The 21,975-nt window shown below is 33.9% G+C and carries 22 protein-coding genes; 14 read left to right on the top strand and 8 right to left on the bottom strand.

Annotated elements, in window-relative coordinates; translation table 11 throughout:
• Positions 1–15 precede the first annotated feature (15 nt).
• Together RM520_RS01040 and RM520_RS01035 are read left to right on the top strand one after the other, a co-directional pair.
• A complete protein-coding gene (locus tag RM520_RS01040; protein WP_311386665.1) occupies positions 16–3,117 on the top strand; it encodes an FG-GAP-like repeat-containing protein in 3,102 nt (1,033 codons plus the stop codon).
• On the top strand, positions 3,104–3,649 hold the full coding sequence (locus RM520_RS01035) for a RidA family protein (protein WP_311383845.1): 546 nt from the start codon (positions 3,104–3,106) through the stop codon (positions 3,647–3,649). The genes RM520_RS01040 and RM520_RS01035 overlap by 14 nt, the downstream gene beginning before the upstream one ends.
• A gap of 21 nt (positions 3,650–3,670) precedes the next feature.
• Here RM520_RS01035 and RM520_RS01030 read toward each other — a convergent pair whose 3' ends face one another.
• Genes RM520_RS01030 through RM520_RS01020 form a run of 3 tightly spaced genes read right to left on the bottom strand, consistent with a single transcriptional unit; the run spans position 3,671 to position 6,755 of the window.
• Positions 3,671–4,210, bottom strand: coding sequence for a DUF1569 domain-containing protein (locus tag RM520_RS01030; protein ID WP_311383844.1), 540 nt, complete (start codon positions 4,208–4,210; stop codon positions 3,671–3,673).
• A gap of 4 nt (positions 4,211–4,214) precedes the next feature.
• Positions 4,215–4,337, bottom strand: a complete 123-nt coding sequence (locus RM520_RS01025; protein WP_311386664.1) for a hypothetical protein — start codon at positions 4,335–4,337, stop codon at positions 4,215–4,217.
• Between the two features lie 33 nt (positions 4,338–4,370).
• Positions 4,371–6,755: a TonB-dependent receptor gene (locus tag RM520_RS01020; RefSeq protein WP_311386663.1), complete on the bottom strand. Its 2,385-nt coding sequence runs from the start codon at positions 6,753–6,755 to the stop codon at positions 4,371–4,373.
• A 235-nt stretch (positions 6,756–6,990) separates the two neighbouring features.
• Between RM520_RS01020 and RM520_RS01015 the strand changes: the two genes are divergently transcribed.
• Positions 6,991–8,079 carry a sensor histidine kinase gene (locus RM520_RS01015; RefSeq protein ID WP_311383841.1) on the top strand — a complete coding sequence of 363 codons (1,089 nt, stop codon included), beginning with the start codon at positions 6,991–6,993 and terminating at the stop codon, positions 8,077–8,079.
• Positions 8,079–8,834, top strand: a complete 756-nt coding sequence (locus RM520_RS01010) for a LytR/AlgR family response regulator transcription factor (protein ID WP_311386662.1) — start codon at positions 8,079–8,081, stop codon at positions 8,832–8,834. Before RM520_RS01015 ends, RM520_RS01010 begins: the two co-directional genes overlap by 1 nt.
• Positions 8,835–8,844: 10 nt before the next feature.
• Here the strand turns inward: RM520_RS01010 and RM520_RS01005 are convergent, their stop codons facing one another.
• From RM520_RS01005 to ahcY, 3 genes are all read right to left on the bottom strand, one after another.
• Positions 8,845–9,327, bottom strand: a complete 483-nt coding sequence (locus RM520_RS01005) for a hypothetical protein (RefSeq protein WP_311386661.1) — start codon at positions 9,325–9,327, stop codon at positions 8,845–8,847.
• Between the two features lie 45 nt (positions 9,328–9,372).
• A complete protein-coding gene (locus tag RM520_RS01000) occupies positions 9,373–10,476 on the bottom strand; it encodes an SDR family oxidoreductase (protein WP_311386660.1) in 1,104 nt (367 codons plus the stop codon).
• Between the two features lie 93 nt (positions 10,477–10,569).
• Entirely contained in the window at positions 10,570–11,886 is a 1,317-nt protein-coding gene (ahcY, locus tag RM520_RS00995; protein WP_311386659.1) for an adenosylhomocysteinase, read from the bottom strand.
• A gap of 65 nt (positions 11,887–11,951) precedes the next feature.
• Between ahcY and RM520_RS00990 the strand changes: the two genes are divergently transcribed.
• The 8 genes from RM520_RS00990 to RM520_RS00955 all read left to right on the top strand — a co-directional run bounded on the left by RM520_RS00990 (position 11,952) and on the right by RM520_RS00955 (position 20,092).
• The gene (locus tag RM520_RS00990) at positions 11,952–12,596 is read left to right on the top strand and encodes a 4'-phosphopantetheinyl transferase family protein (RefSeq protein WP_311386658.1); all 645 of its coding nucleotides are present in this window, start codon (positions 11,952–11,954) and stop codon (positions 12,594–12,596) included.
• A gap of 31 nt (positions 12,597–12,627) precedes the next feature.
• Entirely contained in the window at positions 12,628–12,888 is a 261-nt protein-coding gene (locus tag RM520_RS00985) for a hypothetical protein (RefSeq protein WP_311386657.1), read from the top strand.
• On the top strand, positions 12,872–13,510 hold the full coding sequence (gene pnuC, locus RM520_RS00980; protein WP_311386656.1) for a nicotinamide riboside transporter PnuC: 639 nt from the start codon (positions 12,872–12,874) through the stop codon (positions 13,508–13,510). The genes RM520_RS00985 and pnuC overlap by 17 nt, the downstream gene beginning before the upstream one ends.
• The gene (locus tag RM520_RS00975; protein ID WP_311386655.1) at positions 13,465–15,564 is read left to right on the top strand and encodes a DUF4301 family protein; all 2,100 of its coding nucleotides are present in this window, start codon (positions 13,465–13,467) and stop codon (positions 15,562–15,564) included. The genes pnuC and RM520_RS00975 overlap by 46 nt, the downstream gene beginning before the upstream one ends.
• A 103-nt stretch (positions 15,565–15,667) precedes the next feature.
• Positions 15,668–15,874, top strand: coding sequence for a hypothetical protein (locus RM520_RS00970; RefSeq protein WP_311383832.1), 207 nt, complete (start codon positions 15,668–15,670; stop codon positions 15,872–15,874).
• A gap of 406 nt (positions 15,875–16,280) precedes the next feature.
• Entirely contained in the window at positions 16,281–16,580 is a 300-nt protein-coding gene (locus tag RM520_RS00965) for a hypothetical protein (RefSeq protein ID WP_311383831.1), read from the top strand.
• 301 nt (positions 16,581–16,881) lie between these two features.
• Complete coding sequence (locus tag RM520_RS00960) at positions 16,882–19,056, top strand: TonB-dependent receptor (RefSeq protein WP_311386654.1); 2,175 nt, start codon at positions 16,882–16,884, stop codon at positions 19,054–19,056.
• Between the two features lie 46 nt (positions 19,057–19,102).
• Positions 19,103–20,092, top strand: coding sequence for a Gfo/Idh/MocA family protein (locus RM520_RS00955; RefSeq protein ID WP_311383829.1), 990 nt, complete (start codon positions 19,103–19,105; stop codon positions 20,090–20,092).
• Here RM520_RS00955 and RM520_RS00950 read toward each other — a convergent pair.
• Positions 20,089–20,526, bottom strand: coding sequence for a Rieske (2Fe-2S) protein (locus RM520_RS00950; RefSeq protein ID WP_311383828.1), 438 nt, complete (start codon positions 20,524–20,526; stop codon positions 20,089–20,091). The two genes, RM520_RS00955 and RM520_RS00950, sit on opposite strands and share 4 nt — an antisense overlap.
• A 169-nt stretch (positions 20,527–20,695) precedes the next feature.
• Between RM520_RS00950 and greA the strand changes: the two genes are divergently transcribed.
• Both greA and RM520_RS00940 read left to right on the top strand, forming a co-directional pair.
• The gene (gene greA, locus RM520_RS00945) at positions 20,696–21,169 is read left to right on the top strand and encodes a transcription elongation factor GreA (RefSeq protein WP_311383827.1); all 474 of its coding nucleotides are present in this window, start codon (positions 20,696–20,698) and stop codon (positions 21,167–21,169) included.
• 70 nt (positions 21,170–21,239) lie between these two features.
• Entirely contained in the window at positions 21,240–21,632 is a 393-nt protein-coding gene (locus RM520_RS00940) for an HIT family protein (RefSeq protein ID WP_311386653.1), read from the top strand.
• Here RM520_RS00940 and RM520_RS00935 read toward each other — a convergent pair.
• Positions 21,625–21,975, bottom strand: a complete 351-nt coding sequence (locus RM520_RS00935; RefSeq protein WP_311386652.1) for a hypothetical protein — start codon at positions 21,973–21,975, stop codon at positions 21,625–21,627. The genes RM520_RS00940 and RM520_RS00935 overlap by 8 nt on opposite strands.

The raw sequence follows: 21,975 nt of genomic DNA, 5'->3' as shown, positions 1-21,975 counted from the left end.
AAAATAGTTTAGCACATGACCAAAACACCTCTTTTCTTATTCCTTTTTATTGGCTTCGCTGTTCAAAGCCAATCGGTAAAATTCATTACTAATAACAGGTTAATCTTTGGAACTCATATAGAACGGACTGCTTCTATGGGTGTAGGTGATTTAGACAATGATGGTGATAAGGACGTGGTTTTAGCTAATGGAAGACATTGGCCTGGTCAAAATAGGATTTTCTTTAATAATGGTAGCGGAAAATTTTCGGTCTCTAAACCTCTTGGTGCTGAAAGAGCAACTAGCTATTCAACAGATTTAGCCGACTTTGATAATGATGGGGACCTTGATATCGCCGTAGGTAATGATATGGCACCCAATTGCCTTTTTATAAATGACGGTAAAGGAAATTTTACTAAAGCAGGCAACTTTGGAGAAAATTATGCACCAACGAGAAATATTATTGTTGCAGATATTGATAATGATGGTGATGAAGATATTCTAATTACCAATAGAGGAAGACAAAATGAAATATGTCTAAACAATGGGAAAGGAAAATTTAATCAGTCTCTTGGTTTTGGTAGTATGAGTGATTCTACTATTGATGTAGAAGTAGCAGATATGGATAATGATGGAGATAACGATCTTATACTAGCCAATAGAGATGAACAACAAAATTATGTTTATATAAACAACGGTCAATTAAATTTTACAACAAAAGTTCCTTTTGGCAGTGGAAAAGATAATACCAGAGCTGTTGCCATCACAGATGTAAATAATGATGGATATCTAGATATTGTTAGTGCTAATATTGGCGAACCTAATAGAATCTACTTCGGGAGTAGTACTTTAAAATATGAATCTCAAATAGTATATGATTCCGTTTCGGATAATACTTCTTCATTAAGCACTGCAGATTTCAATCTTGATGGAAATGACGATATCGTTGTTGGAAATTTTAGACAACCTAATCATGTTTTTATCAATTCAAATAATGGAAAGAATTGGGAGAAGATTACTTTATCAGATAAAGATTCTTTCACTTATGACATTTATACTGATGATTTAAATAGAGATGGTTTGCCGGATATTGTAGTAAGTAATTCTGATGAAGTCAATAGATATTACTTTAATCGTTATAAAGACACTGCTCTAGAAAATATAGATCAAAAAGGAGTTTTTTTAGTTTATCGGAGACAGTCTTTAATTGGAGAAGAGACATTCAATATTGTTAACCAAAAAGACAACCTGCATATTGAGTCTTTACAAGGTGAAAATGAAAGAGGTAGAATATCTGGTGTTCAATCAGTTTTAGAAGTAACTAAGGATGGATTTTCGCCTCAATTTTATAGTAGTATCCGAATTGCTCGTGGAGACACAACAAACATTTTTAAAATGGAGTTGCACGATAATCAAGCAACAATATTGGAAGAATACTTTGACCCTGTTACGATAAATATCAAGGAGGCGTTTTTTCCACTTCATAGCAATATTCCAGCTGCTATGGAAATGATGTTATATCATTATTATTTTAAGAATGGAGAATGGCCAAAAGGCCTAACTACTTTGCCCCGAGGTAAAATTGAGATTAGGCATACGGCTAAAGACACCATACAAATTAAGGGGAAACAGCAAATACTAGATAGATATGTTGTTGAAGGAATCAATTGGGGTGGTAGAACGGTTTGGCTAGATAAGCATAAAAATCTCGTTGCTTTAGTTAAAGCTAATACCCAAATTCGAGAAGTTATTAAAAGGGGCTATGAATCTGCAATGTCGACCTTTATAGAAGGGCATGTTGCAGAACAAATGACAGATTTAGCAACATATACCAAAAATCAAAAGAAACAACCATTCAAAACTATTGCTTTAGTAGGCGGAGATATAGTAGATGGTATTCATGATAAAACCCAAAAAAATAAAGTTTTACTTATCCAAGATGGACGTATTGCCAAGATAGAAGATGAAGGCAAAATAGAACTTCCGACGGAGGCAAAAATTATTGATGTAAAAGGAAAAACACTCATTCCTGGGCTTTGGGATATGCATGCTCATAGCAATCAAGTACCATGGGCACCTGCCTACTTGGCCGGAGGCGTAACTACAATCAGAGATAATGGTAATGAGATTGAGTTTGCTACCGCTTTTAAGGATGCCATTGCAAAAGAAGGTAAACTAGGGCCAGATATTCTCTTAGCGGGAATGACCGATGGACCTGGAAAAAAAGGTAATGGAATTATTCGAGCAAGAACGGAACAAGAAGCAAAAGATGTTATAAAAAGATATATTGACCTAGGGTATAAGCAGATAAAAATTTATAACTCAATAGAACCTGACATCTTAAAAGTGCTTTCCGAAGAGGCACATAAAAGAGGGGTTACAGTAACTGGACATATACCTACACCTGTTGGAACCGTTGCAGATGCTGTAAAATTGGGAATGAATATGTTTAGTCATGATAGAGCGATAACCTCATTACTTTTTCCTAATGAGAAAAAAAAGAATTTTGGGAAACTAGAAATAGATTATAATGCGATTAGTAGTGATCAGATTAAAAGAGCAACTGACTTTCTATTGGAACATAAAATTGTTTTGGATCCTACAATGAATATAAGAATTATCACTTCTTTACAGGAGGGAAAAGCTTTAAAAACAATTGAACCAGATGCGCCAAGAATAGCTTATGAGTTATGGGAACCCAAAAGGAATAGAAAGGGAGTAAGTCTAGAAGCATCACTAGAGCGAAAGGCTAGATATACCAAGTATTTAGAAATAATAGGACACTTTTTTAGAGCAGGTGTACCAATTGTAGCGGGTACAGATAATATAGTGCCGGTTTTTAGTTTGTATCAAGAAATAGAGGCTTACCATAAACTTGCAAAGCTAACTCCTTTTGAGGCTATTCAAACCGCCACCATTATCCCAGCTAGGGTAATGAAGATGGAACAACAAACGGGTAGTTTAGAAATAGGCAAAGAGGCTGATATAGCTATACTGGATAAAAACCCGCTTAAAGATATTTCTAACCTAAGAACGGTTTCCGCAGTAATTACGAATGGTAATTATTATGATAGTAATGCGCTCTGGAAAGAAGCTGATTTTGAACCGCGTAAAAAAGTAGAAAATGAAAAAAATTAGTCAATTACTTATTCCGATAATTATTTTAACTGGCATTGTTTCATTTGGTCAAGAAGAGCCCGAAAAAGATTATGATCCAGAGGCCAAATTACAAGAATTAGGTATCACCTTACCGAGTCCCCCACAACCTGTAGCTAATTATGTGAATGGGGTACAAACTGGAAATCTTATCTTCTTAGCAGGTAAAGGGCCAAGATATGCCGATGGCACAGAAATTACAGGTAAGGTTGGTAAAGATGTTACTATTGAAAAAGCCTATGAAGGTGCACGCCTTACGGCGATTAATCAACTTGCTGTACTCAAATCAATGCTTGGTAACCTTAATAGAGTAAAACGTGTTGTTAAAGTGCTGGGTATGGTTAATTGCGAGCCTTCCTTTGTAGATCAACCCAAAGTCATTAATGGGTTTTCTGATTTGATGGTTGAAGTATTTGGAGAAAAAGGAAAACATGCAAGGGCAGCTGTAGGTATGGCGTCTTTGCCCAGAGGTCAATGTGTTGAAATAGAATTGATTGTTGAAGTTTATGATTAGAATTTAGTCATAACATTAAAATTAATCATTTAAAATATCTCGAATAATTTTTAGATGATGGTTGGTATGCACATCAAGAAATCGTCTGGTTTGGTCACGATCTAGTTGCTTAAATATGGGATGTTGAAAATTTGCTTTCTCATTTAGATCTGTGATTTTTTTTAAGTTAATTTTTGCTAGACTTAACTGTCTTTCAAGACTATCTAATAAAACAACTTCGGGTGGTCTTACATTTTTTGGTGACTCTGCAGCTCCTCTTGGAATTATACCAGAAGTATGTACAAAAGTTCTTTGGGGACTAAAATTTGAACGAAACGCACCTGGATCAGAATCGATTAACTTTTTCGAAACTTGATTGATTGTCTTTAACATATGATCTAGGTGCCAAGCAACATTCGCCTTCGAAACTTCAGGATTTGCAAAATCTCTTTTGGAAAATAACTTTTCTATTTCACCAAATTCTTTATTTAAAAAATCTGGTGAAGTTTCACGTTTTCTCAATTGAACAAAGGCGATAAGGCCAATTATAATTATCCCTAAAATGAGCGCTATTTTCTTCATCTTTTTAAACTGTTTTCCAACCCCACCATATAAAACGAGGTTTTGATAGTTTTTTTCTATTTAGGCTAAAGGTAGTAGTCTTTATTTCTTTTGCATTCTTTTGAGTTTTTTCTTTTACTTTTTTCATGATTGTTGCTTTTGATTGTTGACTATATGACGCTTAAAATTGAAACTTGTAACCAAAATCAGGAAAAAATCCTATTTGGTCTACTTGATCAACTTGATTTGTCAATCGGTTATATCTTCTTGTGAAAATATTTTCGTTTGCCGTTATATTTTGCAAATCAAAATAAAGTTGATGAGAACGTTTTTTGTTTTTGCTGTTAATTTTAATTCCAAACTTAACGTCCCATCTGAAATAGTCGTCTAATTGTTGGCTGAAAGCTTCATCTTCTCTCAAAATTTCGAAACCGGCCAACTGCGACGCTTCTAAATCTACAGGAGTAAAATAGCGTCCACCAGAATTGGTGACACGAGTATCGACAAAAAGAGTTTTATTTCCTGAATTTCCAATTTTAAATTCTTTACCCGCCAAAATGTTAATAACATAACCATTATTAAAGGGGCTATTTCTTTCAATACCATCACTACCTTCATATTTACTTTCAAAGAAGGAACCAGTAAATAGGCCATAATACCCTTTGCTAAAAAATTTCTCCAACGTAAATTCAATACCTTGATTGAACCCAGTTCCATCATTTACCAATGATACTCGGTCATTTTGAAAAATGAAATCTGCACCTTCAGTTAAACTTGAATAACTAGAGGGATTAGATTCAACACCAGCTCCATTAATATCTTGGCGGTATAACTCCAATTTTCCTCTCCATGAATTCCCTAATTTAACATCATAACCTAGAACAAAATGACTGCTTTGAACAAAGTCTAGGTCTTTATTTGTTTGTGAAATGTTTCCACCAACATTTTCATTTAAAAAGAGTAAAGGATATGGGATATTTTGATAATGCAATCCGTAACCAAAATTAAGGGCGTGATTAGGTGAAAATTGATAATTTACGGCTGCTCTGGGCCCTAAAGCGAATTGTTTATTTAATGTACTGTATTGCGAATGTAGACCGGCATTTAAGGTTAAAGTTTCGCTTAATCTTAATTGACCTTGAATGTAAGGTTGAATAAGACTGATGTTCTCATCAATGTCGGTAAAGGTTATTAAATCAGGATCACCGTCTCCATTTGTATCTGCTTGCTCGTTTCTATCTCTCAATAGATTTTGAATATTAAAGTTTTCAAATAGTAATCCTGTTCTAAAGCTGAATTTATTAGTGACTTTATTATTAAAAAGTGTAGAAAGTGTAAACCGTACTTCTGTATTATCAGCGTCTGTAAATCTTATCAAACGCTCTTCGGGGGTATTTTTGTCAATAAATCTATCAGCAAAAAAAGTATTTCCGGAATAAGATCCAGAAAGTATAGTTTTTAAATACGCTTTGTCTCCAATACTTAAATTGTACTTAAGTCCGAGTACTCCGAATTTAGAGTCGGCAAAACTATTTTCATCTTCTGCAGCGAACAGATCTTTTTCATCAATATCATCACCGAGAAACTCAATATCTGAACCTCCTAAAATGCCAAAAAAGGATAGACTGCCGTTATTAACCTTTCCAAAATCGAGATTAAAAGATAGGTCATTGTAATTGGGTACGGCTGAGGTTCCACCAGCTCCTACACCTAATAAACCAACCAAGGAATATCTAGCAGCAACAACAAAAGACCCTTTGTTAGTGCCCAAAGGACCTTCAGCCATGGCTTCAATACCTGTAAATATTCCTGTTTGCAATGTGTATTCATAAGAATCTGGATTTCCTGTTCTAAACCCCAAGTCAAAAACACCTCCTATAGCATTTCCGTATTCCGCCGGGAATGCTGAAGTAATAAAATCTGAATTTTTTAAAAGATTTGGATTTAAAGCAGAAACAGGTCCACCAGTGGTACCTGCGGTTGAAAAATGATTCGGGCTCGGAATAGGAACACCTTCCAGTCGCCATAAAAGTCCAGTGGGGCTATTACCTCGTACCACAATGTCATTTCTACTATCATTAGGCGCAGAAACTCCTGCAAAGTTAGCTGCTAACCTACCTACATCACTTCGCCCTCCAGAAAATCGAGTAACTTCTTCTACTCCAAACTGTCTAGCAGAAACGGTTGCTAATTTGTTTAGTGCCTTATCTTGGTTGGTATTATTCGTCAGAATAATTTCATCTAGTTGATTAAATGATTCTAAAAGACTGATGTTGACAATAACTTGTTTTCCTGCGGTTACCTCAATGTTGGGAAGCGTTAAACTCTCGTATCCGATATAACTAATTTGTATAGCATGCCGACCTAATGGCACATTTTCCAACGTAAATCTGCCATCAAAATCAGTAATAACTCCTGTTGCTGTTGCTACATTAAGTAATTCAATAGTTGAGCCTTCCAGTGGTTGTTCTGATTGTTTATCAATTACTACGCCCTTTATAACACCTGTTTGAGCAAAACCTAATTGAAACGTTGCAATTAGCAATAATAATACTAAATTCTTCATGACTTTTTTGTTTGATTGACTCAAAGATGAAAAGTCTGTTTGCCTATGATATGCACTAAATTTATGTATCGTTAATTATTCAAATAGGCTGTTGATTTAGCTTTTAAAGCGAAAAATCTTGATTAAGTCTTTAGATTACAGTTCAGATGAGATAGCTACAATTCAAATCAAATATCAACAGTAGAAAAAAGGTGTTATAATAACAACTTAATACTTATGTATCTTTAAAGTTGCGATGAAAGGTTTTTTTAGTAAAAAAGGAGTTCATAAGTTTTTGTTCCGCTGGATGGTGGTCAATGTGGTGTATTTTGCGGTTAAGATGACCATGGAGCATGACGGAAAAGAATATGAAGGGTTATTTACTTCAACTAGTCTGTTTTATTATGTCAGCGCTTTTTTCCTTCTTATGCTCACTTGGGAGGTAAACGATTATTTATTAAAACGTCATAAAAAGTATTGTCGACTTAACCTTAAAAGAAGTTTAAAGATTATATGTATCAACATGTCAATCATGTTGCCTATGTGTGCTTTAGTGTATTATTTAGCACAATTTACATTTAAAGAAGCTTGGGGAATTGTTTGCCCTAATGGACCGGAGCAACAATTTATTATAGACTTTTCAAGAGGGGTTTTAATTGGAATGGCCGTCATTTTTGCTAATATGTTTCATTATGCTATGAATCACCATGATGAATTGGAGAAACAACTAGAAGATTTACAGAAAGATATGTTGGCGTCACAATACGCTTCATTAAAAAATCAAATTAGCCCTCATTTTTTATTCAATAGTTTAAACACATTAACATCTTTAATGTATGAGGATAGAGATTTGGCTTCTGATTTTGTAACTAGGTTGGCTCGAAGTTATCGGTACATTTTAGATAATCGCGAACATGATTTAGTAACATTAAGTAAGGAACTTGGATTTTTGGATGCTTTTACTTTTATGATGGATGTGCGCCATAAAGAAGCCGTAACCATTGACCTTAATATAAGCGTGGACCCAGAGCGATATTTAATACCAACCCTCTCCTTACAAATGTTGGTTGAAAACGCCCTCAAGCATAATTTATATAGTAAAGAAAAGCCCTTAAAAGTTTCAATTTCAACGATTAGCAAGGATGCTTTAGTTATTAAAAATAATTTTCAAAAGAGAAATTTAAAGGAAAAGACAACTGAATTAGGTATTAAAAACATTAAAAAGAGATATGCTTTTTACACTAATAAACAAGTCCTAGTTCGTAAGGAAAGCGATTTTTTTGAAGTTATTATTCCTCTTTTAAGTGAAAATATCACTAAAATGAATTTAAAAGCCATTTCTTAATGAAAGCTATTATCGTTGAAGACGAAGAGTTTGCAGCTAAACGTTTAGGGCAATTGGTTAATGAACTGGCCCCTGATATTAAGCTTGAAGCAATACTTAATTCCGTTGAAAGTGGCTCAAAATGGTTCAATAAAAACGAACAACCCGATCTTATTTTTTTAGACATTCAGTTGAACGACGGGTATGGCTTTGATATATTGGATGGCCTTGAAGAACATCCTCCAGTCATTTTTACAACTGCTTATAATGAATTTGCTATTCGTGGTTTTAAGTACAACGGTTTAGATTATTTATTAAAACCTATCGTTAAAGAAGACTTGAAAAAGGCCTTAGAAAAATTCAAAAAAAATATTACCAGAAACGGGAATGGGGCGACCGAAAATCTTGAACATTTAAAACAGCTTTTTCATAAAGAGTATAAACATCGATTTATGGTTAAAGTAGGTAATATGTTTAAGTCTTTTAACGTGGAAGATATTGCCTATTTTAAATCACATGAAGGTATGATTTGTTTACAAACACATTCAGGTCAATCATATCCAATTGAATATACTATTGACCAATTGGAGAATATCTTGAATCCCGTGCACTTTTTTAGGATTAACAGAAAATTTATGGTTTCGGTAAAGTCAGTAACCGAGATACATAGTTACTTTAATAGTCGCTTACTACTTAAAATTCTACCTAAAGAGGAAGAAAAAGTTATTGTTTCAAGAGAACGAACTACAAATTTTAAGCGCTGGTTAGATATGTGATTTATCCAAATTAATTAGTTATAGGTAAAAAAACATGTGATTTCATAATAGCACGTATTGTAGCTTCGTCGCTTGGGTCAAAACAATATAGTCTATTAAGACTTGTTCTATCTCCTGAATCAATATAGGCACTCAAACGGATGCTCCTGCTATTTTCATAAGGAGTATTTTCTTTAACAATAATAGAAGGTATTCCATTAATCAAAGTGCGTTCAAAAGAAATGGTATTATCATTTTCGTCAACAAGATCTAAACCTCCAAAACTAAGGAAGCCATAGTCAAAAAAAATAGTATCACTTTCATTTGCTATTCTCCCGATGTAAGTATCTATTCCTTGGTCAATTTGAAGTGACCAACCAGCAGGGACGTCTAACTTAAAAGAGACAGCATTGATTTCTTCTGTTAATTCTAAGGCATCATTTGATGATGGTGTGCAGCTGAAAAGAAGCGATAAAGAAAGAGAATAAATTATTTGAAGAGAATGCTTTACCATGGTTTCCTTTTTAATAGAGACGTTATAAAAGGAGAAGGGTTGCTTTTACCATCTTTGGTTTCTAAAACCATTTTCTTTGGCATATTCAATGGTGTTTACCAGGTATTCTTCTAAATTATATTGAGGTATAGGTAAAATACTTTCTAAAAGGGTGGTGTCCCATTCGTAAGGTTTTGCCGTTAGGTACGGAGTTAAATGAATACCAATGGTTTCGTAATAAAACTTTTCTAAGGTACTTTCAAATTCATTAGCCGTTTCTAATAACTCTTGAGTTAACCTAAAGTTTTTAAAATCAACAGTTTCCAAAATTTTAGTAATACCTGTAAAGATTTGAGTGCCTTTGGAGTTAACAATATTTAGTTGTTCTACAGTTGTATCAAAGACTTTGGTAATGACTTTGGCAGCATAATCTGTTGGAATGATATTCAGTTTACTATCCGAATTGGCCTGAATACGAACCATATCATCAGAATTATTGCGGTGAAAAAATTTTGCAAAAAGGTAAAAAACCATGTATTTAGAAATAAAAAATGAAGGTCTATCCATTATATTGCCTCCAAGAACACTGGGTCTTAAAATTTGAATCGCAATTTTGTTCTCTTGCCCTGCCTTTACGAGATATTTTTCAGCGGCATGTTTTGAAGCTTCATAAAAATTTCGATATTCATTTTGTTCTATAGCCACATAATTATCTTTCAATATCCCATCTAATTTGCCAATGGAAAATGCTGTGCTGATATAAATAAACTTTTTTAGATACGATTTATAGGTGTTGAAAATCTGCTCTGTAAAACTTAAATTTTCTTTAAAAATCTCTTGTTCGCTACTTGGGTCTACGGATAAATTTACGTAACCCGCTGAATGAATAAAATAGTAAGTATTAGTTTTCTTCAAAAAGCTTAGAGGTTCAAAAACTTCTTTTGCATCGACTACCTGAACCTTGTTTTTTATTGTTTTTTGATTGTTTTTTATTGTTACTGGGGCTATTTCACTTTCCAACATACTAGCTATACGATCTGCAGCGGAAGCTCTATTTTTTTTTCTAACAATTAAATAGAGCATTTCAATTTCTTGAAGTCTAGTTTCTAATAATGAGAATAATACTTGAGAACCTAAGGTGCCAGTGGCACCTGTTAAAATGATGTTCATTGATAGTTGATTGATATGCTAAATATCGTACTTAAAAAATAAACCCTTGCAGTTATGCAAGGGTTCTTTATGATACAAATAAAAACTTTTCTTTTAGTATCTGTAATATTCAGGTTTGTAAGGGCCTTCTACAGTTACACCAATATATTCTGCCTGATCTTGCTTTAGTTCAGTTAATTCAGCTCCTAGTCTTGCCAAGTGCAACTTTGCAACCTTTTCATCTAGGTGTTTAGGTAACATATAAACTTCATTCGCATAATTAGCACTGTTTTTCCATAGTTCAATTTGAGCTAAGGTTTGGTTTGTAAAAGAATTACTCATGACAAAACTTGGATGACCAGTAGCACAACCAAGGTTAACTAAACGTCCTTCCGCTAAAATGATGACATCTTTTCCTTCAATAGTATATTTGTCTACTTGAGGTTTTATTTCATCTTTGGTATTACCGTATTCACCATTTAGCCAAGCCATATCAATTTCATTATCAAAATGACCAATGTTACAAACAATAGCTTTGTCTTTTAAAGCTCTAAAATGCTCTTCGCGAATGATATCCTTATTACCTGTGGTGGTAATTACGATATCAGCATTTTGGATTACGGATTCTAATTTTTTAACCTCAAAACCGTCCATACAAGCTTGTAAAGCGCAGATTGGGTCAATTTCAGTCACCGTTACAATAGAACCAGCTCCCCTAAATGAAGCAGCAGTTCCTTTACCAACGTCACCGTAACCAGCAACAACAACACGTTTACCAGCTAACATAGTATCCGTCGCTCGACGGATGGCATCAACAGCACTTTCTTTACAGCCATATTTGTTATCAAATTTCGACTTAGTGACCGAGTCGTTGACATTAATTGCAGGCATTGGTAAGGTGCCATTCTTAACTCTTTCGTATAATCTATGTACACCTGTAGTAGTTTCTTCAGAAAGCCCTTTGATTCCTGCAGCTAGTTCTGGGTACTGATCTAATACCATATTAGTTAAATCACCGCCATCGTCCAGAATCATATTTAAAGGCTGTCTGTCTTCCCCAAAAAACAAGGTTTGTTCAATACACCAATCAAATTCCTCTTCGTTCATTCCTTTCCAAGCATAAACTGGTATTCCAGCAGCGGCAATAGCAGCTGCAGCATGGTCTTGAGTAGAAAAAATATTACAAGAACTCCAAGTGACATCTGCTCCAAGATCAACCAAGGTTTCAATTAAAACTGCAGTCTGAATGGTCATATGTAGACAACCTGCAATTCTAGAGCCTTTTAAAGGCTGTTCATTTTTATATTCTTCGCGCAAAGCCATTAATCCTGGCATTTCAGCTTCAGCTAAATCAATCTCTTTTCTTCCCCATTCGGCAAGAGCAATATCTTTAACCTTAAAAGGCACAAACGGAATTGTTTTCGTATTCATAATTTTTTTGATTTATTTTCAAGCAATTTTGAGGTGCAAAGGTACAAATTACATAACTTTCTACCGTGCCTATTTACAAAACCATAACAGTTTCATCTGACACTAAGGTCTATATTTGGAAAGTAACAGAATCTGAAAACTCACTTGCTAAAAATGTGATTTTAACGGAGCACTGTGAGCTACGAATGCAGAAGATGAAATCTAAAATGCATCGTCGCGCTTTTTTGAGCATTCGACATTTATTTGCTGCAGCAGGTTTTGATGATGCAGCAGTGTATTATAATGATTTTGGTAAACCTTTTTTACATGACGGCAGGTATATATCTATCACACATTCAAATGAGTTTACGGCAATAATTGTTAGTAAAGCATTGGAGGTTGGTATTGATATTGAAAAACAACGCGATAAAATTCTTCGGATTGCGCATAAATTTACTCCTCTCGAAGAATACAGAACTTTGGCAAATTCTGAAGCGATTATAAGAAAGTTAACGATTGTTTGGGGTGCTAAAGAGTCTCTTTATAAAATATACGCACAACCCGGATTGAGTTTTCTAAAACATATTGATGTAAAAGACTTTTATTTTTCCGATTTAGAAACAACTGCTCAAATATTATATGAGGGTCAGAAGTCTAATTACAAAGTTTCTTTTTTAGAGTTTGAAGATTTTACATGTGTCTACGCGCTTCGTTCAAAAAATAGTATTTAGTAGCTTTGCTTTCTAAATGCAAAACACCATAATGAACATTTCAGCAGAACTAACTTTTTCTCCTTTACAAGACGATTTTGAAGTTCATATCATCAGTTTTATTAAAAAACTTAGGATCTCTGGTCTTACAATTTTAGAGAATCCGTTGAGCACACAAGTTTTTGGAGAATATAACAAGGTAATGGATGTGTTACAAACTGAAATTGAAATAGCTTTCGAGTTAATGGATAAGGGTTTGTTACATATGAAATTGGTAAAATCTGACCGAAGCGAGTATGAGCCACATTTTTGATTGGATTTTTTCGCAATACAATGGCGTTCCAACACATATTGTTGTGTTGGAATCTATAAGTGTTTTTTTTGCGCTGCTAAGTGTTTGGTTTTCAAAACGAGAAAACATTTTGGTTTATCCAACAGGAATTATCGCAACGGCTATTGCGGTTTATATACTTTTAGTTTACGGACTTTTGGGTGATATGCTTATTAATGCTTACTACTTTGTAATGAGTATGTTTGGCTGGTATATCTGGACACGAAAAGTTGATGACACCCACTTTATTCCTATTACAGTAATCAATCAAAAAGATAAGAAATGGGGAGTTTTCCTTTTTTTTGGAGCTATATTACTAGTTGTTATTGTCTATATAATCTTTGACAAGTTTGATAATTGGACAGCCTATGTTGACACCTTTACGACAGCTATATTTTTTGTAGGAATGTGGTTAATGGCTAAAAAGAAATTAGAAAATTGGATTTTTTGGATTCTTGGGGATTTAATTTCAGTGCCGCTTTACCTTTATAAAGGACTAGTATTCTCATCTTTTCAATATTTATTATTTACCATTATTGCCATTTATGGCTATCAAGCATGGAAGAAAAACTTAAACAAGAGCCCACAAGCCTTATTAAAATAGTACTATTTGGTCCTGAATCAACAGGTAAAACAACTTTGGCTAAACAACTTGCTGATTATTACAAAACGGAGTGGGTGCCTGAATATGCTCGTGAGTATCTTCAAGAAAAGTGGGATAGAGAAAAGAAAACTTGTGAACCTCATGACTTACTTCCAATAGCCGAAGGGCAAATTAAACTAGAAAATTCAATAAGTAAAAAAGCCAATAAAATTCTTTTTTGTGACACCGATTTATTGGAAACTAAAGTCTACTCTGAAGCCTATTACATTGGTAAATGTGACTCTTTATTAGAAAAATATGCATTAGAAAATAGTTACGATTTATACCTGCTAACAAATATTGACACACCTTGGGAAGCTGATGATTTAAGGGATAAGCCTGATGAGCGTGAAAAAATGTTTAACTATTTTAAAGACACCCTTGAAAAATATAATAAGAATTTTATTACTTTAAACGGAGATAAAGATGTGCGGTTGAAAACTGCTGTTGAACATATTGAAAAACTATCGAAAGGCATGATTGATTTTACAGATAAAGATTTAATACAACTTCAAAATAAAGGTATTACAACAGAAAAGGTAGAAGACCAAATCGCCACTTTTAATGAAGGAATTCCGTTTGTTGATTTAGAAAAGGCGGCTGTTGTTGGAGAGGGAATAATGAGATGTTCCGAAGAAGAACAGAAAGAGTTTATAAGTTTTTTTGAAAATAATAAAGAAGAATTATCTCTTTTGAAATTCGTACCTGCTTCTGGTGCCGCCAGTCGTATGTTTAAGGCGATGTTTAATTTTATTGATTTATACAACCCTCAGCAGGAGAGTTTAGCATCTTATATAGATAGAACGAATGATATTGATGTAAAGAGATTTGTTGATGGAATGAAGCAATTTCCTTTTTACAATTTAATAATGAATCGTTTATCTGGCGATAACATTTCTGATGGAGAGCAAGCCTTTAATTTTGTAAAAGAAATGTTGACCGAGCAAGGCTTAAATTATGGTTTCTTTCCTAAAGGGTTATTACCTTTTCATGAGTATGAATCAGAATCAGCAACCCCTTTTGAAGAACATTTAAAAGAAGCTGCCTTATATGCTAAAACCAAGGAAGAAGCTAACTTGCACTTTACAATTTCTGAACAGCATGATGCCATGTTTAAAAAAGAGGAGCAGGCTAATACACCAAAAATCTCAACAAGAACTAAGACTAATTTTAAAATCACATATTCCAATCAGAAACCCTCCACGGATACTTTAGCGGTAAATATGGATAATTCGCCTTTTAGAAATTCTGATGGTTCCATATTGTTTAGACCAGGAGGTCATGGCGCTTTAATTGAGAATTTAAATGATCAAGATGCAGATATAATTTTTATAAAGAACATTGATAATGTTGTTGTAGATGCAAATCTTTCTGCTGTTGCTGATAGTAAGAAAATGTTAGCAGGAATTTTATTGAAGCTGCAATCTAAGACTTTTGAATTTGCTAGTTTTTTGGAATCTGAAGCCATTACAGAAGCTAAAGAACAAGAAATAATATCTTTTTTAACTGAAAAGCTAAATGTTGGTTTTTCAATGGACTATAAACAGCTTTCAATTGATGAGAAGGCTATCTTTTTAAAGGCACAATTGAATAGACCTATTCGAGTTTGTGGCATGGTTAAAAATGAGGGTGAGCCTGGTGGGGGTCCATTTTTTATAAAAGATAAAAGAGGCAATATCTCACTTCAAATCATAGAGTCTGCACAAATTGATATGGATAACCCATCTCAAGTTTCAATTCTCAAGAATTCTACTCATTTCAATCCGGTCGATTTAGTGTGTGCAGTTAGAAACCATAAAGGAGATAAATTTGATTTATTAAACTTTGTTGATACTAAACAGGGTTTTATTACTGGTAAGACTAAAGAAGGTAAAGAATTAAAAGCACTCGAATTACCAGGCTTATGGAATGGTGCTATGGCATTTTGGAATACAATTTTTGTTGAGGTACCATTAGTCACTTTCAATCCTGTAAAAACAGTAAATGACCTGTTAAAACCGTCGCATCAAGGATAAATGATTACAAAACAATCTTATAAAAACCGCCTATTTGGCGGTTTTTTTGTTTTTAAGTGACTTTTTAAAAAAGAAAGTGTCTTACTAGTAAAGACCATAAAAAATGAACGAGTTAGTAAAATCTTCAATCTTAGGAATAGCAACAGTGATATTGCTATTTGTAGGTGCACATTTTACAAATGAAATGGAAGAAACGGAATTAGAGAAAGCACTCAATATAAAAAAGAAGGTCGAACGAGTAGATAATGTTGCTGATAACACAGCGGAATTAAAAAATATTGAAAACAAAAATTCTGAGGTGTCTTTATAAGCCCTCAGTTTTGGTTGGTTGATTTGGTTGAAAGGGCCGTATCATTTGATTTCGGTCCTTTTTTTAGATTTTGAACAATAGCATGGATTTGAATAATTTGGTTTGGGCATTTTTAATTATTGGAATTTTAAGTTTTGTTTGGTCTTTGTTAGTCATACTACCCAAAAAAGATATTTATAAGAAAAGGATTTAGCTATGCTACACTAACCATACTTTATCCAAGACGGTTTACTAAGAATGGTGTTTAAAACGCCTTTCCCCCGAATTTTTCTTAGTAGGCCCGATTTAAAAGACTGCATTTGCAGTCTTTTTTTATGTTCTAAATTAAAATTCTGAGTTTGATAACATCTAAAACTAACTTATAGTTCGTATTTAAAACCTAATGAATCCGCATAAATTAAAAATCATGAAGAATATTTTCTTTTTAGTAGCGCTTTTTGCTTTCAATTTGAATGCGAAAAATATAGAATCAATTAATGAACCCATTGAATTTATGGAAATATTCACTGACGAATTTAAAAAAGTAAATTCTAGCGAGCTTACTCCTCCCGTTGTGGAAGAGATTTTGAAGCAGTACCCTACTTCAAAATTAGCCGCTGTTTATAAAAACTCCAAAAATCAATTTAAATTAATAATGGTACTACAGAGTGGTACAAGAAGAACTGTTTATATTGATTCATACGGAAGATGGTTTAAGCTTAAATAGCTTTTGAATATTTCATAGGAATTAAAAGGCTGCATTTGCAGTCTTTTTTGGTTTATATAAAATGTAAGCTTATTTTTGTACCCATCTCAAAGGGGTGCTGTAAAAAGCTGAGATTATACCCAATGAACCTGGGCAGGTAATGCTGCTAAGGGACCGAGCATTAAGAAAATATCTTGTGGTATTTTTAGCGAGGGGCCAGTATAAGTAACGACTGACCTAATTTTGGAAAACCGTCTATAATAAGACAAAAATCAATTTTAACTTAGAATAATAGCCCCTTTTATTCGTAAAATTTTTACGAATGAAGACTCTTATTTTTACAATTTCAGCTTTTTTTTGGCTGACAATGGGGCTTTTCGCCCAACAACAAACCACTGATTCTTTAATAGGAAAAAAAGTAGTATTAGATGAAGTATTTGTGTCTGCAGTGCGAGTAACAAATGCATCACCAGTTACTTTTTCAAATCTTTCAAAAGAAGATATTAAGCCTAGAAATTTAGGTCAAGACATTCCAATTTTAATGAATTTTTTACCTTCTGTTGTAACTACATCTGATGCAGGTGCTGGGGTAGGGTATACCGGAATTCGAGTTCGTGGTAGTGATGCGACAAGGGTAAACGTGACTATAAACGGAATTCCTTACAACGACGCAGAGTCGCAGGGTACGTTTTGGGTAAACATGCCAGATTTCGCATCTTCAACTGAAAGTTTACAATTGCAAAGAGGGGTAGGTACCTCTACCAACGGTGCCGGTGCTTTTGGCGCCAGTTTAAATTTGCTAACTGATGGGTATTCTGAGGAGGCTTTTGCTCAAGTTTCTTCTTCATTAGGTAGTTTTAATACACTTCGGAATAATGTCAAGTTTAGCACAGGTTTACTAAACAATCATATTGAACTTTCTGGAAGACTATCTCAAATAAATTCTGACGGTTATATCGATAGGGCTAGGGTAGATTTAGAATCTTATTTTCTTCAGGCTGCCTATAAGGATGAGAACACCTTAATTAAAGCGCTGCTTTTTGGAGGTCACGAAATTACTTATCAAGCCTGGTATGGTATAGATGAAAATACCCTAGAATCTGATAGAACTTTCAATCCTTCTGGAATTTATACAGACGAAAATGGTGTTACTCAGTTTTACGAAAATGAAGTTGATAATTATAAACAAGATCATTTTCAATTGTTATGGAACGAGAAACTGTCAGCTAATTGGAGTTCAAACTTGGCAATTCATTATACTCGTGGACGTGGTTTTTTCGAACAATTTAGAGAAGATGATGATTTTGATACCTATGGCTTTACTCCTTTAAATGTAGATAGCGAAGTAGTTAACACCACTGATTTAATACGCCGTAGATGGTTAGACAATGACTTTTATGGAACTGTTTTTTCGGCTAATTATGAAAAAGATAAACTCAATTTTATCATCGGAGGAGGATGGAATACTTATAAAGGCGACCACTTTGGTGAAGTGATATGGGCGAGATTTGCCAGTAATAGCGAATACAGAGACCGTTATTATGACGATACCTCAACCAAAACTGATTTTAACTTGTATACTAAAGCAAATTATAAATTAGATAGCAAATGGTCTTTGTATGGTGATTTGCAGTATAGATCAGTAGGTTACCAAGCTAATGGAGAAGATACCGGCCTCGTGGATGATACATTTAATTTTTTCAACCCCAAAGCCGGAATTACTTATGACTTGAATAAAAAGAATAACTTCTATTTTTCTTATGCAGTTGCTAATCGTGAGCCTAATAGAAACGATTATGAAAACGGAAATCCGAAACCAGAAAATTTAAAAGATTTTGAATTAGGTTGGCGCTATGTGAGTAGTGATGTTCAAGTAAATACAAATGTTTACTATATGAAATATCGTGATCAATTGGTACTTACAGGAGAGTTAAACGATGTGGGTGCTCCCTTAAGAGCTAATGTGGGCGATAGTTATCGTTTAGGCCTTGAAATTGACGCCAATATTCGATTAAATGATAAGTTTAGTATTACCCCTAATATTGCATTAAGTAGTAATAAAAATCAAGAATTTATTTTTCAACGTGATGGTGTTGTTCAGAATTTGGGAAATACAAATATTGCATACTCACCTAAATTAATTGCTGGTAATCTTTTGACATATTTTCCAAAACCAGAATTGCAATTGATTTTATTATCAAAATATGTCGGTGAGCAGTTCATGGGTAACATAGATGCTGAAGCTTCAATTTTAGAAGCATATTCTCAAACAGATTTTAATGTACAGTACGAATTAAAATGTAATGGATTTTTAGATAGTATTGTTTTGTCAGGTTTAGTGAATAATATATTCAATGCTAAGTTTGAATCAAATGGCTATTTTTTCACATTTGATGATGATTTTTCAAACCCTGGAACAGTTACAACTATTGAAGGAGCAGGATTTTATCCACAGGCAGGAACCAACTTTCTGGTAGGAGCTACTTTAAACTTTTAATTCTTATTTAGTTTTTAAAGGATACCGTATTTTTAAATAAAAAAGTATGGTATCCTTTTCAAAAGACAATCCACTACGCTGGGGTATTATAGGTTGCGGTGATGTTACTGAGGTCAAAAGTGGGCCAGCCTATAATTTGACAGAAGGTTTTAAACTTGCAGCTGTTATGCGAAGGAGTTTAGATAAGTCGGAAGATTATGCTAAAAGACATCAAGTGCCTTTTTTCACCAATAAGGCTTCTGAGGTTATAAACAATCCTGAAATTGATGCTGTCTATATTGCGACACCTCCTGATACGCATAAGCTTTATGGGTTAAAGGTTGCTGAGGCCGGGAAACCTTGTTGCATTGAAAAGCCTATGGCACCAAATTATGCGGATAGCTTAGAAATTTTCAATGCTTTTCAAGAAAAGAACCTTCCACTTTTTATTGCTTATTATCGTAGGTCTTTACCTCGATTTTTAAAAGTTAAGGAATGGCTTGATGCTAATTTAATTGGCGATGTACGCCATATTAGATGGCACAAAAGCAGAAGTGCAAGTCCTTTAGATTTAAACCGCGAATACAATTGGAGAACGGATGCCAGTATTGCCAAAGCCGGTTATTTTGACGATATTGGAAGTCATGGTTTAGACTTGTTTACGTTCTTACTGGGTGATATAGAAAATGCGTCGGGGTTTGCGGTCAATCAACAAGGCTTGTATTCAGCCTATGATGCGGTTACAGGTAGCTGGATTCATAAAAATGGTATAACAGGCGAAGGAAGCTGGATATTTGGTGTTCATGAACGTCAAGATAAAGTGGAGATATTTGGTTCAAAAGGCGAAATTCGATTTTCTGTTTTAGGCGAGTTTCCGATTGAATTGATTTCTAAAACAAAAAATCAATCTTTATTTATAGAGCATCCTAAGCATTTACATCAATACCATGTTGCTAATATGCAAATGCATCTTTCAGGACAGAAAATACATCCTTCCACCGGAAATTCTGGCCTTCATACCAGTTGGGTGATGGATAAAATTTTAGGAATTATTTAGTTTGAAATTATTACTGAACTACCACTTTGTACTGCTCTATAAAAAAGTAAGTCGTAATAACGTGCACCATCATCAGGTCTGTTCAAAAATTGACCAGTAAACAAGTTATAGGTGAAATCTTCACAAGAACATACCACATTTTGACCATCAATTGTCATAGTAGAGCATGTATTAGGTGCATGATTAGGACAACTAGCTTCAAAAGCAAAAAATGTATCTAAACCTGTTTTCATTACAAAAGCCCCACGGGTGCCAACGGCATCATTACCTACATAAATAGGGTTTCCTATATTATTAAGGTTGTTATAGAGGGGTAGGTTTAAATTTAATTCAAACCTAAAACCTACTTCTTGTAAAAATGGGTTTCTATTAGTTGTTCCACTATCACATGATAGAGTTAACACTAACAAAATCAGGGCTAAACGCGCTTTCATATATGAAGAGTTTAATACAAAAATCATCAAAAAATGTATATATTTGCGTTAAATCCTCGCTAAACTATATTCGTATAGTCGTGTCAGAGGATTTTTCGATTATTAAAGACAAGTGCATCGAGAAAGATTAATAGCTTTCTCCGATGCCTTTTTTCATAAAATTAATGTTATGAGTAAAGTTTCATACTACACCCCTGAAGGTTTAAAAAACCTAAAAGAAGAGCTAGATTATTTGAGAGATATTGAAAGACCTAAAGCTTCTCAAGCAATTGGAGAGGCCAGAGACAAGGGAGACCTTTCGGAGAATGCTGAATATGACGCAGCCAAAGAAGCTCAAGGCTTGCTAGAAATGAAGATTTCTAAGATGGAAGAGACACTATCGAATGCCCGGTTAATTGATGAGTCACAATTAGATACTTCAAAAGTGCTTGTGCTATCTACAGTTAAATTAAAAAATCAAACTAATGGTATGGAAATGAAATATACCTTAGTGGCTGAAAGTGAAGCAGATTTAAAGTCTGGCAAAATTTCAGTGAACTCCCCTATTGGTAAAGGTTTGTTAGGAAAAACTGTTGGTGATGTGGCGGAAATAAAGGTACCTAACGGTACAATGAAATTTGATATTTTAGAGATAACAAGATAATTTCATTTTCAAAATATGGTATATTTAATCCTGATTTTTAAGTCAGGATTTTTTATTTCAATCAAATATTATGGCAAGCATATTTACTAAAATAATCCAAGGTGATATACCCTGTTATAAAATTGCAGAGGATGATAATTTTTTTGCTTTTTTAGATATCAATCCAAATGCAAAAGGGCACACCTTATGTGTTCCTAGAAAAGAAGTTGATAAGATTCTGGATTTGGATGAATCAACTTATTTAGGACTAATGAAATTTGCTAGAAAAGTTGGACAAGCTATAGAACAAGCTATTGAATGCAAAAGAGTGGGCATTAGTGTAATTGGTTTAGAAGTACCTCATGTACATGTTCATTTAATCCCACTTCAAAGTATGGAAAATGCTACTTTTCAAAAAAAGGTAAGTTTAACAAAAGAAGATTTTGAAATTATAGCAACTTCCATAAAGAACAAACTTAAATAACACCTTCAAGGTACATGTAAATCCCTCCTGTAATCAAAGCAAAAACAACAAGTATTAAAACGTAAAATAGTGTTGTGAATTTAGTTAAAGATTTATTAGGCTCAATCAACTTGTTATAATACTCGAAAACCCTTTCAATATCAGGGGTCCAATTTATAGGATAAATCATTGAAAAACACTTCTTGCACTTAATTTCGTGACTAACTTCATTGGTAGTTTTATGATAAAAAAGAGTGTAGGTATGTTTTTGATAAAAAGATAGTTTTAACTCTTGGTTAAAACACTCCGGGCAGTTATTGGTAATTTCTGCCTCTTTTATCAGAACCATATTTTGCTTCGACAT

Origin of the sequence: Croceitalea vernalis, from assembly GCF_031846405.1 — a bacterium.
Taxonomy (GTDB): Bacteria; Bacteroidota; Bacteroidia; order Flavobacteriales; family Flavobacteriaceae; genus Croceitalea; species Croceitalea vernalis.
Note: the sequence above shows the minus strand (reverse complement) of the source record. Positions and strands in the feature narration are given on the sequence as shown.

Bases quoted from the DNA above. Each gene is read 5' to 3' on its own strand.
- RM520_RS01040 (WP_311386665.1), top strand. From the start codon at position 16: ATGACCAAAACACCTCTTTTCTTATTCCTTTTTATTGGCTTCGCTGTT.
- RM520_RS01035 (WP_311383845.1), top strand. From the start codon at position 3,104: ATGAAAAAAATTAGTCAATTACTTATTCCGATAATTATTTTAACTGGC.
- RM520_RS01030 (WP_311383844.1), bottom strand. From the start codon at position 4,210: ATGAAGAAAATAGCGCTCATTTTAGGGATAATTATAATTGGCCTTATC.
- RM520_RS01025 (WP_311386664.1), bottom strand. From the start codon at position 4,337: ATGAAAAAAGTAAAAGAAAAAACTCAAAAGAATGCAAAAGAAATAAAG.
- RM520_RS01020 (WP_311386663.1), bottom strand. From the start codon at position 6,755: ATGAAGAATTTAGTATTATTATTGCTAATTGCAACGTTTCAATTAGGT.
- RM520_RS01015 (WP_311383841.1), top strand. From the start codon at position 6,991: ATGAAAGGTTTTTTTAGTAAAAAAGGAGTTCATAAGTTTTTGTTCCGC.
- RM520_RS01010 (WP_311386662.1), top strand. From the start codon at position 8,079: ATGAAAGCTATTATCGTTGAAGACGAAGAGTTTGCAGCTAAACGTTTA.
- RM520_RS01005 (WP_311386661.1), bottom strand. From the start codon at position 9,327: ATGGTAAAGCATTCTCTTCAAATAATTTATTCTCTTTCTTTATCGCTT.
- RM520_RS01000 (WP_311386660.1), bottom strand. From the start codon at position 10,476: ATGAACATCATTTTAACAGGTGCCACTGGCACCTTAGGTTCTCAAGTA.
- ahcY (WP_311386659.1), bottom strand. From the start codon at position 11,886: ATGAATACGAAAACAATTCCGTTTGTGCCTTTTAAGGTTAAAGATATT.
- RM520_RS00985 (WP_311386657.1), top strand. From the start codon at position 12,628: ATGAACATTTCAGCAGAACTAACTTTTTCTCCTTTACAAGACGATTTT.
- pnuC (WP_311386656.1), top strand. From the start codon at position 12,872: ATGAGCCACATTTTTGATTGGATTTTTTCGCAATACAATGGCGTTCCA.
- RM520_RS00975 (WP_311386655.1), top strand. From the start codon at position 13,465: ATGGAAGAAAAACTTAAACAAGAGCCCACAAGCCTTATTAAAATAGTA.
- RM520_RS00970 (WP_311383832.1), top strand. From the start codon at position 15,668: ATGAACGAGTTAGTAAAATCTTCAATCTTAGGAATAGCAACAGTGATA.
- RM520_RS00965 (WP_311383831.1), top strand. From the start codon at position 16,281: ATGAAGAATATTTTCTTTTTAGTAGCGCTTTTTGCTTTCAATTTGAAT.
- RM520_RS00960 (WP_311386654.1), top strand. From the start codon at position 16,882: ATGAAGACTCTTATTTTTACAATTTCAGCTTTTTTTTGGCTGACAATG.
- RM520_RS00955 (WP_311383829.1), top strand. From the start codon at position 19,103: ATGGTATCCTTTTCAAAAGACAATCCACTACGCTGGGGTATTATAGGT.
- RM520_RS00950 (WP_311383828.1), bottom strand. From the start codon at position 20,526: ATGAAAGCGCGTTTAGCCCTGATTTTGTTAGTGTTAACTCTATCATGT.
- greA (WP_311383827.1), top strand. From the start codon at position 20,696: ATGAGTAAAGTTTCATACTACACCCCTGAAGGTTTAAAAAACCTAAAA.
- RM520_RS00940 (WP_311386653.1), top strand. From the start codon at position 21,240: ATGGCAAGCATATTTACTAAAATAATCCAAGGTGATATACCCTGTTAT.
- RM520_RS00935 (WP_311386652.1), bottom strand. From the start codon at position 21,975: ATGTCGAAGCAAAATATGGTTCTGATAAAAGAGGCAGAAATTACCAAT.